Annotated in this window: 10 protein-coding genes and 1 riboswitch; of the genes, 2 read left to right on the top strand and 8 right to left on the bottom strand. The window is 45.3% G+C overall.

The features are described 5' to 3' along the window. Nucleotides 1–80: 80 nt before the first annotated feature. Complete coding sequence (gene mltF, locus L1D22_RS02095) at nucleotides 81–1,649, bottom strand: membrane-bound lytic murein transglycosylase MltF (RefSeq protein WP_239828541.1); 1,569 nt, start codon at nucleotides 1,647–1,649, stop codon at nucleotides 81–83. Nucleotides 1,650–1,978: 329 nt separating this feature from the next. Between mltF and purL the strand changes: the two genes are divergently transcribed. After that, entirely contained in the window at nucleotides 1,979–5,908 is a 3,930-nt protein-coding gene (purL, locus tag L1D22_RS02090; RefSeq protein ID WP_239828540.1) for a phosphoribosylformylglycinamidine synthase, read from the top strand. Between the two features lie 186 nt (nucleotides 5,909–6,094). Here purL and L1D22_RS02085 read toward each other — a convergent pair whose 3' ends face one another. Beyond that, nucleotides 6,095–7,036 (bottom strand): VirK/YbjX family protein, encoded by a 942-nt coding sequence (locus tag L1D22_RS02085; RefSeq protein ID WP_239828539.1) that lies wholly within the window; start codon nucleotides 7,034–7,036, stop codon nucleotides 6,095–6,097. 287 nt (nucleotides 7,037–7,323) lie between these two features. Next, nucleotides 7,324–8,355 (bottom strand): 2,3,4,5-tetrahydropyridine-2,6-dicarboxylate N-succinyltransferase, encoded by a 1,032-nt coding sequence (dapD, locus tag L1D22_RS02080; RefSeq protein WP_239828538.1) that lies wholly within the window; start codon nucleotides 8,353–8,355, stop codon nucleotides 7,324–7,326. Nucleotides 8,356–8,859: 504 nt separating this feature from the next. On the opposite strand from dapD, the gene ushA reads away from it, so the two are divergent. Next, on the top strand, nucleotides 8,860–10,560 hold the full coding sequence (ushA, locus tag L1D22_RS02075) for a bifunctional UDP-sugar hydrolase/5'-nucleotidase UshA (protein WP_239828537.1): 1,701 nt from the start codon (nucleotides 8,860–8,862) through the stop codon (nucleotides 10,558–10,560). A 75-nt stretch (nucleotides 10,561–10,635) separates the two neighbouring features. Here ushA and L1D22_RS02070 read toward each other — a convergent pair whose 3' ends face one another. The 5 genes from L1D22_RS02070 to L1D22_RS02050 form a co-directional block, all read right to left on the bottom strand. Further along, a complete protein-coding gene (locus L1D22_RS02070) occupies nucleotides 10,636–11,277 on the bottom strand; it encodes a MarC family protein (protein WP_048669191.1) in 642 nt (213 codons plus the stop codon). A gap of 240 nt (nucleotides 11,278–11,517) precedes the next feature. Continuing rightward, the gene (locus tag L1D22_RS02065; protein ID WP_239828536.1) at nucleotides 11,518–12,507 is read right to left on the bottom strand and encodes a GGGtGRT protein; all 990 of its coding nucleotides are present in this window, start codon (nucleotides 12,505–12,507) and stop codon (nucleotides 11,518–11,520) included. Between the two features lie 24 nt (nucleotides 12,508–12,531). Beyond that, a complete protein-coding gene (locus tag L1D22_RS02060) occupies nucleotides 12,532–13,224 on the bottom strand; it encodes an iron-sulfur cluster assembly scaffold protein (protein WP_017068533.1) in 693 nt (230 codons plus the stop codon). A 194-nt stretch (nucleotides 13,225–13,418) separates the two neighbouring features. Further along, a riboswitch (Fluoride riboswitch) is annotated at nucleotides 13,419–13,503 on the bottom strand. A 155-nt stretch (nucleotides 13,504–13,658) separates the two neighbouring features. Then, nucleotides 13,659–13,952 carry a YebG family protein gene (locus tag L1D22_RS02055; protein WP_008223840.1) on the bottom strand — a complete coding sequence of 98 codons (294 nt, stop codon included), beginning with the start codon at nucleotides 13,950–13,952 and terminating at the stop codon, nucleotides 13,659–13,661. An 88-nt stretch (nucleotides 13,953–14,040) separates the two neighbouring features. Then, complete coding sequence (locus tag L1D22_RS02050; RefSeq protein ID WP_239828535.1) at nucleotides 14,041–14,937, bottom strand: LysR family transcriptional regulator; 897 nt, start codon at nucleotides 14,935–14,937, stop codon at nucleotides 14,041–14,043. Between the last annotated feature and the right edge of the window lie 35 nt (nucleotides 14,938–14,972).

Here is a 14,972-nt window from a genome sequence, read left to right as displayed (position 1 = left end):
GTCGAGCTTATTCTTTTGCGCGCAGTTATAAAAAGCACAATAAAAAAGAGCAATGCTTAATGGCATTGCTCTTTTAGTATCTACAGCGAAGGTTCCGAACTGCTTACTGTCGATTCAGCAGCGCTAATGCTTGATTCAGCACCAGAAGTCTCTAAAGGTGGGATGACAATCAACCCTTCAAGACTCTCTTCTTGTTCTTTATTACGCTTATTTACATGGCCGATGATGCTTTGGTAATAACGGCGAATGTTCTCAACGTAATTTCTAGCTTCATCACCACGGGCATAGCCGTAACGAGTTTGGCTGTAGTACTTCTTCTGTCGTAACAGAGGCAATCTGTCTTTCACATCGCCCCAAGCATCAGGATCTCCGCCTTGTGCCTTCGTGAGGCGACGCGCATCCATCATGTGCCCGTAACCGACATTGTATGAAGCAAGTGCAAACCAGATCTTTTCATGTTGAGTGATTGAATCTGGCACTCGGTTAACGATACGACGCAGGTACTCAACCCCGCCTTGTACCGACTGCTTCGGGTCGAGACGGTTTGTTACCCCGACACTCTTCGCGGTGGGTAGTGTCAACATCATCATGCCACGAACCCCCGTTGGTGAGCGTGCGACAGGGTTCCAGTGTGACTCTTGGTATGCCAATGCAGCAATCAAGCGCCAGTCGAACTCTTGCGAGTACTTCTGAAACAACGGTAACCATTTTGGCAACTTGCTGTCCAATGCACGGATAAAGGCACGAGTATCAACGTAGTCAAAGGTGCCGATATGGCCAATGTATTTCTCTTCCAGTGAAGCCAGTTCACCAGATTGTTTTAGGTTACCGAAGAACTCAATCAGCAAAGCGTACAGGCTTTCATCTTCAGACCTATTTAGGTACCAAGAGATAGGTTGGTCTTCTGTTAGCTCAAATGCCAAGGCAACATCTGGATACAAACGTTGCGCCAATGAAAGCTCAATTGAATCTGCAACGGTAAACAGTAGCTCTCCTGTCGAGACTTCTTTTAGTAGATCGTTGACGTCAGCATTACCGACCGCATCGTAGGTAAAGTCATCGTGTGTTTTCTGCAGCAGTTTAAGTGTTGGTTCAAAGTGCGAGTCTTTCACCACAACCAAAGATGGCGATAGTGTGTCACTTGATACCGCAGCTTCTGATTCAGCTTGTGCTTTTACAAACTCAGCCTGACGCTCATTCTCAAAATTGATCAATTGCTCAAGGTTTCTTGGGCGCCATTGTCCCTTTTTGTACACGACCTGTTGGCTTACATAGTAATAAGCTGGCGCGGCGCGATAAGCGCGTGTCAGTTTGTTATTTTGCGTTAAGCCTGTTGCAATAAGGTCGATCTCGCCTTTCTTCAACGCAGGGAATAAGCCAGATAGACGGTAAGCGGGTTTAACCTCAAGCTTTACACCAAGCTCCTGCGCAAACTCACGAGCTAACTCGTAATCCAAGCCAGCTGGGCCATCAGGACCAATGTAATAAGAGAGTTGGTTATTGAGGGTGCCGACACGAAGAACGCCGCGATCTCGAATCTGCTCAAGGACACTTTTAGGTTCAGATTCAATCTGGCATCCCGCTAGCCCAACCAGAGCGATAACGAGCAGAATGAATTTAGACGAAAAGATGAGCGTAAATTTAGGCATCAAAATGAAATCTCGAAAAGTGGAAGCCCCTTTATACCAAACCCCGCAAGGCTGGCAAAGCAGGTTTAATTAAACAGATGTAAAAGTGGTGATAAATGCAGCAAAAATACCATTTACGCAGAAAGATAAAAAAAATAACGCAAACGGTTGCTTTTGGTGTTACGTCACAAAAAGAAATGCTTTATAATGCGCTCGCATTGAAGAGGTGGAATCGGCATAGGTTTGGCAACCTTCGGGAATAGCTTCGAAGAAAACAGTTAGGTTGTTCCTATAACCCACTGAATTTATTCCAATACTACCTTAATCAACTGCATAAGAGACCTAAGCACATGAGAATTTTGCGTGGCTCCCCAGCTCTATCTGAGTTTCGTGTTAACAAGCTTTTAGAGCTTTGTCGTGAATTAAGCTTACCTGTAACAGGTATTTACGCTGAGTTTGCCCACTTTGCTGATTTAACGGCAGACCTAGACGAGTCTGAGGTTGAGAAGCTAGAAAAGCTACTGACTTACGGTCCAATGCTTCCTTGTACAGAGAATGGTGAAGAGCATGAACCTGAAGGTTTATTGCTGCTTGCAACGCCACGCCCGGGCACTATCTCGCCTTGGTCTTCAAAATCAACAGATATCGCACACAACTGCGGACTGGCTAAAGTGTCACGTCTAGAGCGCGGTACTGCTTTCTACATTGAAACTTCTTCTGAACTTTCTGAACTTCAACTAGTTGAGCTGAAAGCGATTCTACACGATCGTATGATGGAAGTGGTTTTCACTGACTTCGAATCGGCAGCAGCACTGTTCAAAGTTGCTGAGCCTGCTCCTTATGCGGAAGTTGACCTATTAACAGGCGGACGTAAAGCGCTTGAAGAAGCAAACGTTACCCTAGGTCTGGCACTTGCAGAAGATGAGATTGATTACCTTCTTGAAAGCTTCACTGAAAAGCTAGGTCGTAACCCGACTGACATCGAGCTAATGATGTTTGCACAAGCGAACTCAGAGCACTGTCGTCACAAGATCTTTAACGCTGATTGGACTATCGATGGCGTTAAGCAAGAAAAATCATTGTTCAAGATGATTAAGAACACCTTTGAAACGACACCAGAACACGTTCTGTCTGCTTATAAAGATAACGCAGCGGTAATGACAGGTTCTGAAGTAGGTCGTTTCTTCCCAGATCCAAAAACTCGTCAGTACAATTACCACCAAGAGAAAACACACATCTTGATGAAAGTTGAGACGCACAACCACCCAACGGCAATCTCTCCATGGCCGGGCGCATCAACAGGTTCAGGCGGTGAAATCCGTGATGAAGGCGCGACTGGTATTGGTGGTAAGCCAAAAGCTGGTTTGGTTGCGTTCTCTGTATCTAACCTTAAGATCCCGAACTTTGTTCAACCTTGGGAAACTGATTTTGGTAAGCCAAGCCGTATCGTTACTGCTCTGGATATCATGCTTGAAGGTCCTCTTGGTGGCGCGGCATTCAACAACGAATTTGGTCGTCCAAACCTACTAGGTTACTTCCGTACTTACGAAGAGAAAGTCAACTCTCACGCAGGTGAAGAAGTGCGTGGTTACCACAAACCAATCATGCTAGCTGGTGGTCTTGGTAACATCCGTGATGAGCACGTTCAGAAGAAAGAGATCCCAGTAGGTGCAAGCCTAATCGTTCTTGGTGGTCCTGCGATGAACATCGGCCTTGGTGGCGGTGCAGCTTCTTCTATGGATTCGGGTTCTTCTTCTGAAGATCTAGATTTCGCTTCTGTACAACGTGAAAACCCAGAAATGGAGCGTCGTTGTCAGGAAGTGATCGACCGTTGTTGGCAGCTTGGTGATGCGAACCCAATCGCATTCATCCACGATGTGGGCGCGGGCGGTATCTCTAATGCTCTTCCTGAGCTAGTAGACGATGGCGAGCGCGGCGGTATCTTCAACCTGCGTGACGTGCCAAACGATGAGCCGGGCATGAGCCCACTTGAGATCTGGTGTAACGAATCTCAAGAACGTTACGTAATGGCGGTTGCTGACGAAGACATGGCAACGTTCGACGCAATTTGTAAGCGTGAACGCGCACCATACGCAGTGGTTGGTAAAGCAACGGAAGAGCGTGAACTTAAACTTGAAGATTCACACTTTGACAACACGCCAATCGACATGCCAATGGACATCCTATTAGGTAAAACACCTAAGATGCACCGTGACGCGAAAACGCTAAAAGCAAATAACCCAGCGATTGACCGTTCTGGTATCGAAATGAACGAAGCGGTTGACCGTGTTCTTCGCCTACCAACAGTCGCAGAGAAAACATTCCTTATCACTATCGGTGACCGCTCGGTAACTGGCCTTGTTGCTCGTGACCAAATGGTTGGCCCATGGCAGGTTCCTGTTGCTAACTGTGCTGTAACTGCAGCAAGTTACGACTCTTACCACGGTGAGGCTATGTCTCTTGGTGAGCGTACGCCAGTGGCACTACTAGACTTCGGCGCATCGGCTCGTCTAGCGGTTGGTGAAGCAATCACAAACATCGCTGCGACTAACATCGGCGATATCAAACACATTAAACTGTCGGCTAACTGGATGTCTCCAGCGGGTCACCCTGGTGAAGATGCCGGTCTTTACGAAGCGGTGAAAGCAGTTGGTGAAGAACTATGTCCAGCACTGGGTCTAACTATCCCAGTGGGTAAAGACTCAATGTCTATGAAGACTAAGTGGGAAGAGAACGGCGAGCAGAAAGAAGTCACTTCTCCGCTATCTCTTGTTATCACTGCATTTGCTCGTGTTGAAGATGTTCGTAAGACGATTACGCCTCAGCTTCGCACCCCTGATAACCTTGAAGGGCTAGGTGACACATCACTAGTTCTTATCGACCTAGGTAACGGAAAAAACCGTCTAGGTGCTACGGCACTAGCGCAAGTTTACAAGCAGCTTGGTGACAAGCCAGCAGACGTAGACAACGCAGCACAGCTAAAAGGTTTCTACGAAGGCGTTCAAGCACTTGTGGCTAACGACCAAGTTGTGGCTTACCACGATAAAGGTGACGGTGGTCTATTTGTTACTCTAGCTGAAATGGCGTTCGCAGGTCACTGTGGTGTTAATGCAAATATTGAAGCGCTAGGTGAAGACACACTAGCTGCACTATTCAACGAAGAGCTAGGTGCGGTAATCCAGGTTCGTAATGACGACCTAGACGCTGTTCTTTCTACTCTTGCTGCAAACGGTCTAGAAGCGTGTTCACACGTAATTGGTTCTGTTGAAGCATCTGATGAGCTAGTGATTAAGTCTGGTGAGTCAGTAGTGATTGAACGTAACCGTACTGAGCTACGTACAATCTGGGCTGAGACAACGCACAAGATGCAAGGTCTACGTGATAACCCAGCATGTGCTGACCAAGAGCACGAAGCGAAGAAAGACAACTCAGACCCAGGTCTGAACGTGAAACTAAGCTTCGACGTAAATGAAGATATCGCTGCACCGTTCATCAACACAGGTGCTAAACCTAAGATGGCAATTCTACGTGAGCAGGGTGTTAACTCTCACGTTGAAATGGCAGCAGCATTCGACCGCGCAGGCTTCGAAGCAACTGATATTCACATGAGCGATATCCTAACAGGTCAAGCGGTACTAGAAGAGTACAACGGCCTTGTGGCATGTGGTGGCTTCTCTTACGGTGATGTATTAGGCGCGGGTGAAGGTTGGGCTAAGTCAGTTCTGTTTAACGACTCTACTCGTGACCAGTTTGAAAACTTCTTCAAGCGTGAAGATACCTTCTCTCTAGGTGTGTGTAACGGTTGTCAGATGCTGTCTAACCTGCGTGACCTAATCCCAGGTGCTGAGTACTGGCCACGTTTCGTTCGCAACGAATCTGAGCGTTTTGAAGCGCGTTTCAGCCTAGTAGAAGTTCAGAAATCTGATTCTGTATTCTTCAACGGCATGGAAGGTTCTCGTATGCCAATCGCTGTTTCTCACGGTGAAGGCCGCGTAGAAGTGCGTGATAACGACCACCTAAACGCGATTGAAAACTCAGGTACGGTTGCTCTACGTTACGTTGATAACAACGGTAACCAAACGCAGCAATACCCGAACAACCCGAACGGTTCGCCAAATGCTATCACAGGTTTAACAACGACTGACGGCCGCGTGACTATCATGATGCCTCACCCAGAGCGTGTGTTCCGCACAGTTGCTAACTCTTGGTCTCCAGAAGGCTGGGGCGAGAACGGTGCTTGGATGCGTATGTTCCAAAACGCACGTAAGAACTTGGGTTAATCATGCCGCGCTAATCTGATTAGATTAAGCAGAAGTCAAAAGCGCAGATCGAAAGGTCTGCGCTTTTTAAATTCATTTGGCCAGTATGTTTGAAGGTTGTTCAATAATTAATTGTTATTATGAACGAGGAAATTGTTTTTTATCATTAGATCTATTTAATCTCAGATTTGATGACATCACTTTGGTTCAAATAATTGAATCGCTTGCTTCGTTTGGTAAGGCAATTTTTGATAAAGACTCAGTCAGATCATCCTCCAATTTATCAAGTAGAGCGTACCTTTTTGAGTAAAGATTACGCTTACTTCTTTTTAAATGAGCCAGGTCTTTGCGTTCTAATTCAACTGGAATTTGATAAAAGAATTTACTTACTCTTTGTCCGCCCATTTCTTCCCACAAAGAGTCATAATCACTGCTAATAGCACCTCTTTTTGAACCCAAGTATCGCAAAGCCTGATATATATGGCCTTTATTTGATACTGCGATCACTTTGTTCACTTCAAAATACCTAGCAAACATTAAGCTCAAATTGAGCATTAGAGCTTTAGGACGGAGGCCGTGAAGTGTTCGAGTTATTTCTTTAATCTTAATCTGACTATCAATGACATGGCGGTTGGTTCCTTGTAAGCAACCTATGTGTAAAACTCTGTCACTTCCTTGTCTAGAGAGGTTACACGTAATTGAATATATGGTCTGGCCAGAATGCAATTCTACAAGCTTAATACCGATAGACCCCTCTCTTGACTCACCTGGATAAAGCTCAATCGTGTAAGATTGACCATTCCGATCTTTGAAGGTTGTTATCTCGAATGGCTTTTCGTAAAGGTTGATAACTTTGCTATTAAACTTATCAGTTAAAATTTGAAAATGTGATCGTATGAGCTCTAGCCTCTGTGTGGATGAGAAACAAGGAGAGATGAATGGTTTCAATGGCTTTTCAAAGAGCTTGTAGTTGTTTTCAAAGATTGCTGTTAGTTTTTTATCTTTCTGTAAATCGTACATTCCTTGAGTAACTTGACGATTGAGCAATCCCCACATAACAAATCGAATGTTTTTACGAAGGTAATCTACTCCATAACAATGCGGGTGAACTTTCTTTGATAGATGGTGTAGTTTTTTTAAACTGTGCATGAGAATTTTGTTCGAAATGAGTGGTTCAATTAAGGTGATTATATACAACAATAAAACACCGTTCAAAATTTCATGACCATTTAGTTAGTTGTTAGTAGGGAATTTGGTCCTCTGAGCTGTTTCTGCCACGTGTCACTGGATAAGATGAGTTTGTTAGAAAATGTGTATGTTAACAGGTATGTTGGTGGATTAAGGGGCGACATACTTTTGGACACTAGCAAAAGAATGAAGAAAGCCGCTGGATTTCACCCCAGCGGCTTCGTATTTTCTAGCATCGAGTACTTAGATTAGTTGTTGCTGTGTAGCTCGCTGTTCAGTTCAACAGCTGACTTGTTCGCAAGACACTCAATTTGACCAGTGATCGAGTTACGACGGAACAGCAGGTCAGAAACGCCAGCTAGATCGCGAGCTTTGATAATTTCTACTTCGTTGCCTTCTTTATCTAGCATGCGAACTTTCGTACCAGCCGTTACATATAGACCAGACTCAACAGTACAACGGTCGCCCATTGGGAAGCCAAGACCTGCGTTTGCGCCTAGTAGGCAGTTTTCGCCGATAGAGATAACCATAGTACCGCCACCAGATAGCGTACCCATGATAGAAGCGCCGCCGCCGATGTCTGAACCGTTACCTACAACAACACCAGCAGAGATACGACCTTCAACCATGCTTACGCCAGTTGTACCTGCGTTGAAGTTGATGAAACCTTCGTGCATAACCGTTGTGCCTTCACCCACATGTGCACCAAGACGAACACGAGAAGTGTCAGCAATACGAATACCTGTTGGTACCACGTAATCCACCATTTTAGGGAACTTGTCTACGCAATCTACAGATAGAGCACGACCTGCAAGGCGAGCTTCGATTTGACGCTCAGCTAGCTCAGGAAGATCGATTGGACCTTCGTTAGTCCATGCGATGTTGTGCAGTAGACCGAAGATACCGTCTAGTACTGTACCGTGTGGTTGAACTAGGCGGTTAGAGATTAGTTGTAGCTTAAGGAAGCCTTCAGCAACTGATGCTGGCTTCTCGTCAGTCGCAAGAACAACAAGAACAAGTGGCTGCTCAGATGCTGCTGCTTTTTCTGCGAAAGATGCGTTTGCTGCATCGTCGTTTGCTGCGAATGCTTTCGCTAGTTCTGCGCTTTGTGCTGCAGAGATTTCGATAGCTTGGTTGCCTTCAGTGTAACCTGCAACTTCACCAACAACCGCTACTAGAGCATCGCTTGGGTTTAGAAGTGGGTTAGGGAAGAACGCTTCAATGATCTTATTGTCGCGGTTTTTGGTTGCCGTACCGAAGGCTAGTGAAAAGTAAGCCATGTTGAATCTCCATGTGTTGAGTCTTGATTTTGCTATTTCATAACAGCGGCTCGAATAACAAGCGCTGCCGTTAGCAAAGTTAATTTAATTGCGTTCATCATAAAGAGAGCGCCCTCGTTATGAAAGGGCGCATCGGGATAAAGTCTGTAAAATGATATTGCTTGTCTTTTTAGCGATAGTTTTCATTATCCGGATATTACTCCCTGAGCTTAACTTATTGAACATTACTTAAGCTGCTTTGCACCGCTCCACTCTTATCCCAAATCTGCCTTTAGAGAGAAACTTCTTGTTAGCCATATCAATAGAGCCAGTCACAAATTTTTTATAAATATCTGTTTGATATCGGAATTGTTCGAGTTCTGTTGATTAATCGCTTGTGCCTACAGTCCGAGTAATTACTCAATTTTTCAGCTGTGTAATTAAGATAGCGATCACTAAAACCCTTCAAGATGTAAGTATATTTCCTGCCATAACGACATTAAAACGATGAATAAAGGATCTTCTATGAATTTTACTAAGTCTTTACTGGTGCTCTCTATCGGCGTGGCGATGGTTGGCTGTGGCTCGGATAATGACGATATCACAGTGACATGTGATACCGCGGAATCTTGTACCAAATTTACTGTTTTACATACCAACGATCACCATGGTCGCTTCTGGGAAAACAGCAATGGTGAGTATGGGATGGCAGCTCGTAAGACACTGATTGATAGCATTCGTGCCGAAGTTACACAAAATGGTGGTGAGACGATCCTATTGTCCGGTGGTGATATTAATACTGGTGTGCCTGAGTCTGATATGCAGAATGCAGTTCCCGACTTTGTTGGTATGAACCTGCTTGGTTACGACGCGATGGCATTAGGTAACCATGAATTCGACAACACCTTGGATGTGCTTGAGATGCAATCTGAGCTGGCTGATTTCCCGATGCTTGCGGCGAATATTTATATCAAAGATGGAGACACAGTTACTGATGAACGCCTTTTCTCTCCATATAAAGTATTCACCATTAATGGCTTAAAAGTTGCTGTTATTGGCCTGACAACCAAAGATACGGCGAAATTAGTTAACCCTGACAATGTCGCGACGATTCACTTTGCCGACCCACAAGTTGAAATTAAGAAAGCGATACAAGAAATCGAGGCAAATGAAACAGTTGACCTGATTTTTGCTACGACTCATATGGGGCACTACGCCGATGGTCAGCATGGTAGCGAAGCGCCTGGCGATGTGTTGCTTGCTCGTTCTCTAGAGGAAGGCCAACTGGACGCCATCATCGGTGGACACTCTCAAAATCCAGTTTGTATGGAAGGCAATGAATACGCTGATTTTAATCCGGGAGATGATTGTAAACCGGATCAGCAAAACGGTACCTACATCATGCAAGCTCACGAATGGGGTAAGTATGTAGGTCGAGCTGACTTTGAATTCTATGACGGAAAATTACATTTAGCGAAATACGATCTGGTTCCGGTGAACTTAAAAGAGAAGGATGAAAATGGTGATTATCAGTTTATCCAAGCTGAGATTAAACCTGATGCAGCCGTAAAAGCTACTCTCTACCCGTATCAACAACAAGGGCAAGATCTGCTAGATGTCATTATCTCAAAAACAGATGCGAAACTAGAAGGGGATCGTAATGTGGTTCGATCTGAGCAAACGAATCTCGGTCACTTATTAGGGGAAGCATACCGCACTTATGATTTAGTTAATGCTGACTTTGGTGTGATGAATTCCGGTGGTGTTCGCGACTCAATTCAAGCAGGTGATATTGCTTATCGTGATGTACTGACGGTGCAACCTTTCGGAAACTTCGTGACCAAAGCAACGATGACAGGGTCTGAGGTGAAAGCGTATTTAGATGTAGTGGCGACGATGACGGCGGGTTCAGGCGCTTATGCTCAACTCGACAACATAAGCTTAACCGTCGACTGTGATTTGAGTGATGTGACCATTCGAGATATCAATGGCAAAGGTTTTGACTTGGCAGATACTTACACCTTCTCTGTGATCAGTTTCAGCGCGGCTGGTGGTGATGACTATCCTGTAATTGATGTTGAATCAACTCAAATGACAGACGCATCCGTATTACGAGAGTTTTTTGTCAAGAACCCGGATGTAACTGCCGCAAATTACGCTCCCGTGGATGGTGACCTAATTTATATGAGCAAAGGCTTGGAAGTGAAGGGCTGTCCTGCGAACTGATTTTCAATTAAGCAGTAAAGAAAATAGCCAGCGAATCGCTGGCTATTTTTGTATGAAATTTAGTGGAATTAAACGCTAGATAAACAGTGCCTTATAAGCTTGTTCAATCCCTTCAATCAACATCTGCATACCGATTACCGCCAGTATCAAACCCATCATTCGCGTAATCACGTTCAGCGCGCTTGGCCCTACAGCTTTCACGAAGCGTTCGCCGAATACAAATAATACGTAGGTTAAGGTACACAGTAGACCAAAGGCTACGATGGTAATGATGGTCTCGTAAATCCCCTCGGTACTAGCGAAGTTCATTGCGGTGGCTATGGTGCCCGGGCCTGCCAGTATCGGCATGGCTAAAGGTGATACTGCGATGCTTAGCGCCGCGTCTCGTTGGGCGTCTGAATTTACTTTCTCTTTCGCCTTAGTGTGTGTTGAATCACCTTGCAGCATGTGAAAGCCAATCAAAAAGACCAGAATGCCGCCCGTGATGCGCAGTGCGTACAGTGTGATACCAAATAGGTCAAAGATCAGTTTGCCAGAGAGCGCAAAAGTACTGACGATGACGAATGCGATAAACACTGAGCGGAAGGCGATGGACTTGACTGTTTCCCTGTCATTGTCGCCGGTTAACCCAAGAAAGATCGGGGTATTGGCGATTGGGTTCATGATGGCAAAAAAGCCCATGAACACGGTAATGGTATGAATGATGAGCTCTTTCATATTATTCCTTTGAAAATATGCAGTTAAATACTAATGGCTGGTGTATTTAATCTTAGATACAAATAATTATTAGAAATAGATAGTAGAGCAAGTGTGAATAAAAAACAGCCAGCATAAAGCTGACTGTTTGGTTTTAGTGATAGGTGTAGAGTTTTGGTCGTGCGTTATTGCGCGTTTCTCAATTAAAAAGCTCTACAAAAGGCTCTATATGACAGGCCGACTATAGAGCTCGTTTTGTCGCTATGCGTTTTGAGATTCACTCACTGCGACAGCCAAAGCAACCGTAGCACCGACCATTGGGTTATTACCCATACCGATGAAGCCCATCATTGCTACGTGAGCAGGAACAGAAGAGCTACCTGCAAATTGAGCGTCAGCGTGCATTCTGCCCATGGTATCTGTCATGCCGTAAGACGCAGGGCCAGCGGCTACGTTGTCTGGGTGTAATGTACGGCCTGTACCGCCGCCTGAAGCGACTGAGAAGTAAGGCAAGCCTTGGCGAGTGCGTTCTGCTTTGTAGATACCCGCAACAGGGTGTTGGAAGCGTGTTGGGTTGGTTGAGTTACCCGTGATACTCACATCCACTTCTTCTCTGTGCATGATCGCTACGCCTTCACGTACATCATCAGCGCCGTAACACAAGATCTCTCCACGAGGCCCTTGTGAGAAACGGCGACGTTCTGTTTCAACGAGCTCACCCGTTTGGTAATCAAATTGAGTGCGAACATAAGTAAAGCCATTGATACGAGAGATTAAGTATGCGGCATCTTTACCTAGACCGTTTAAGATAACTTTCAATGGTGTTTTGCGTGATTTGTTCACGTTCAGCGCAATCTTGATCGCGCCTTCTGCTGCTGCAAAAGACTCATGACCTGCAAGGAAAGTAAAGCAGTGACTCTCTTCATTCAGAAGGCGAGCAGCCAGTGCGCCATGGCCGATACCGACTTGGCGTTGCTCCGCAACACTGCCGGGTTTTGTGAATGCTTGAAGGCCTTCACCAATGATATTCGCCGCTTGTTCTGCGTTGTTCGCTTTACGGAACAGAGCCAATGCTGCACCAAGGGTGTAGGCGTCAGCTGCGCTTTCAAATGCGATAGGTTGAGTGTCCATCACTAATGCTTTTGGGTCGACATTGTGTGATAAACAGTATTGGTTTGCTTGCTCTAAAGAGTCGAAGTTCATTTCTGCCAATACGCGAGTTACTGATTCATTAAATTGAGTGTTCATCATATCTTTCCTCTTAATTGGCAAAAATTATTGTTGGCGTGGGTTAATCGTGGTCACGGCTTCGTCGAAGCGACCATAAGTCCCTGTCGCAAGGTCGGCCGCCTCATTGGCTGGCACACCTTGATTAATCGCCTTCATCATTTTGCCGAGGTTGAGATATTCGTAGCCAATCACTTCGCTGTGATCATCAAGCGCAAGCTTGGTCACGTAACCTTCTGCAAGCTCTAGGTAACGAACGCCTTTCGCTGAGGTTGAATAGCTGGTGCCGACTTGGCTGCGTTGTGTTTGACCTAAGTCTTCCAATGCTGCACCGATTTCTAGGCCACCTTCAGAGAAAGCAGATTGAGTTCGACCGTAAACAAACTGCAGGAAGATTTCACGCATCGCTACGTTGATAGCGTCACATACTAAGTCAGTATTGAGCGCTTCAAGGATGGTTTTTCCTGTAAGGATTTCAGCGGCCATCGCGGCAGATTGAGTCATGCCAGAGCAGCCGATGGTTTCGATTAATGCTTCTTCGATGATGCCGTTTTTTACGTTAAGCGTTAGTTTTGCAGCACCTTGTTGTGGTGCACAAGTGCCTACGCCATGGCTTAAGCCAGAAATAGCGATGACATCTTTTGGGCTAACCATTGCGCCTTCAACTGGAATTGGAGCTGAATTGTGAAGGTCACCCCTTTGAATAGGGCACATTGATTGAATTTCTGAAGAGTAGTGCATAATGTTTTCTCACTTATAGAGCCATTTAAGACCTAGGGCGTTGAGAAAACAGGACGTGTTGGAAGAGGTGCGGCTAATTCACTACAGATCTTGAGTATCGATAATCCAAAGGTGTCATGAATCTTGGTCTTAATAGACTAAGTCCATTTCAAAATGGAGGAATAGCGATACGTCCAACAGTATTACCTGTTTTCGATTCTGTAGGAGTCATTAGCACTGTTCGGAAAGAACGGGCGGTTGAAGCAAAAGCTTAGGTGGAACCCCATCACCTGATGGCTATAGATTAGATCTTTATCACACTTTTGTGCAAGCGAATGTTTAGAGCGATTTCGACTATAAACAAGCTTCATTATATTTCGATAAGTATAAAAAAACGCCAATAACGAACTCTGATTAGAGGCGTCATTGACGTTTTTTAGAAAGGTATCAGCTAGTTATGCTGCATCTTCTTCTGCGTCTTCAACAGCTTCAAGCTTCTTAGCTTTTTTCGGAGCTGGCTTACGCTTAGCACCTAATGCGTAAAGAACTTCTTCTTTGTTCTTCGCTAGGTACATTGCAAGTTCTTCTTGCTTGCCTTCATCTTCAACTAAATCGCTTTTGCCTAACAGTTCAAAAAGCTCATCAGCCATATCCAGCATTTTGTCGTATGCGTCAGCTTCGGCTTTAGAGGTAAAAGTCATTTTCTCTTCTCCGTTGCGTTCCACCACGTACTTGACGATAACAGCCATGGTTAATCCTCTAAGTTTGATAAATTTTACTGGCTTTTTATACAGTTTCTGATGCGAAAAGTCCAGTTGGAGCCCGAACTATGCGGCCTCAATCTTGATGTGCAGCCCAGTCTTCACAATAACCCATGAAAGATTTCAGCAGTGGGCTTTGATATTTGTCTTTATGGACCAGCATCCAGAATCGGCGTTTCATGTCGAGTGGTACATCAAGCGCTTTCACTCGGCCAGAATCAATCGCGCGTTGTGCCGCTAAACGCGATAAACAGGCAAAGCCCAGACCTGCAGAAACAGAGTTGATGATCGCTTCCGTGGTGTTGAGCTCAAATGATTCGTACCAGTGCTCGATACGTGGTGCGACGGCACGCAAGAAAAACTCACGTGTACCTGAGCCTGACTCTCGCAGTATCCAATGGCTGTCTTCTAAATCATGCAGAGCAACTTTGTCTTGTGAAACGAGAGGGTGTTGATTACTAACGATAATACACATCTCATCGCTACTGAACTGGCTAGATATCAATTCAGGGTGGAGTGTTTTTCCTTCAATTAGCGCGATATCCAGTTCATAATCCACCAACTTTTGGCAGATCAGCGCACTGTTCGAAATGAACAAGCTCTGGTCTTGATGCTGAGTTCGTTCGCGAAAGCCAGACAGAATAAAGGGTGCTACCTGATTACCAATCGTGTCACTCGCGCCAACTTTGAGATTGCCACTTAATGGTTGGTCATCGCGGAACAAAACATCAATGCCCGCAGCTCGGTGAAGAATCTCGTCAGCCAAAGGAAGTAACTTTTGTCCCTCCTGATTGAGAATTAATCGGTTGTTAACCCGGTCAAATAGAGAGTGACCTAACTGTTTCTCCATTTCGCCTAATGCCATGCTGACCGCGGCTTTAGACAAAAACAGCGCTTCTGATGCGGCGGTAAGCGTCGAATGCTGGGTAATGGTGACAAACACTTTGAGTTGTTTGATTGAGATATTAGCCATCAGGTTCCTAGTTTTACGCTGCTGGTGGAAAGGGT

Origin of the sequence: Vibrio sp. Isolate34 (assembly GCF_022397915.1) — a bacterium.
GTDB lineage: Bacteria > Pseudomonadota > Gammaproteobacteria > Enterobacterales > Vibrionaceae > Vibrio.
This window is presented reverse-complemented; position numbering and strand designations above follow the sequence as displayed.

Bases quoted from the DNA above. Each gene is read 5' to 3' on its own strand.
- mltF (WP_239828541.1), bottom strand. From the start codon at position 1,649: ATGCCTAAATTTACGCTCATCTTTTCGTCTAAATTCATTCTGCTCGTT.
- purL (WP_239828540.1), top strand. From the start codon at position 1,979: ATGAGAATTTTGCGTGGCTCCCCAGCTCTATCTGAGTTTCGTGTTAAC.
- L1D22_RS02085 (WP_239828539.1), bottom strand. From the start codon at position 7,036: ATGCACAGTTTAAAAAAACTACACCATCTATCAAAGAAAGTTCACCCG.
- dapD (WP_239828538.1), bottom strand. From the start codon at position 8,355: ATGGCTTACTTTTCACTAGCCTTCGGTACGGCAACCAAAAACCGCGAC.
- ushA (WP_239828537.1), top strand. From the start codon at position 8,860: ATGAATTTTACTAAGTCTTTACTGGTGCTCTCTATCGGCGTGGCGATG.
- L1D22_RS02070 (WP_048669191.1), bottom strand. From the start codon at position 11,277: ATGAAAGAGCTCATCATTCATACCATTACCGTGTTCATGGGCTTTTTT.
- L1D22_RS02065 (WP_239828536.1), bottom strand. From the start codon at position 12,507: ATGATGAACACTCAATTTAATGAATCAGTAACTCGCGTATTGGCAGAA.
- L1D22_RS02060 (WP_017068533.1), bottom strand. From the start codon at position 13,224: ATGCACTACTCTTCAGAAATTCAATCAATGTGCCCTATTCAAAGGGGT.
- L1D22_RS02055 (WP_008223840.1), bottom strand. From the start codon at position 13,952: ATGGCTGTTATCGTCAAGTACGTGGTGGAACGCAACGGAGAAGAGAAA.
- L1D22_RS02050 (WP_239828535.1), bottom strand. From the start codon at position 14,937: ATGGCTAATATCTCAATCAAACAACTCAAAGTGTTTGTCACCATTACC.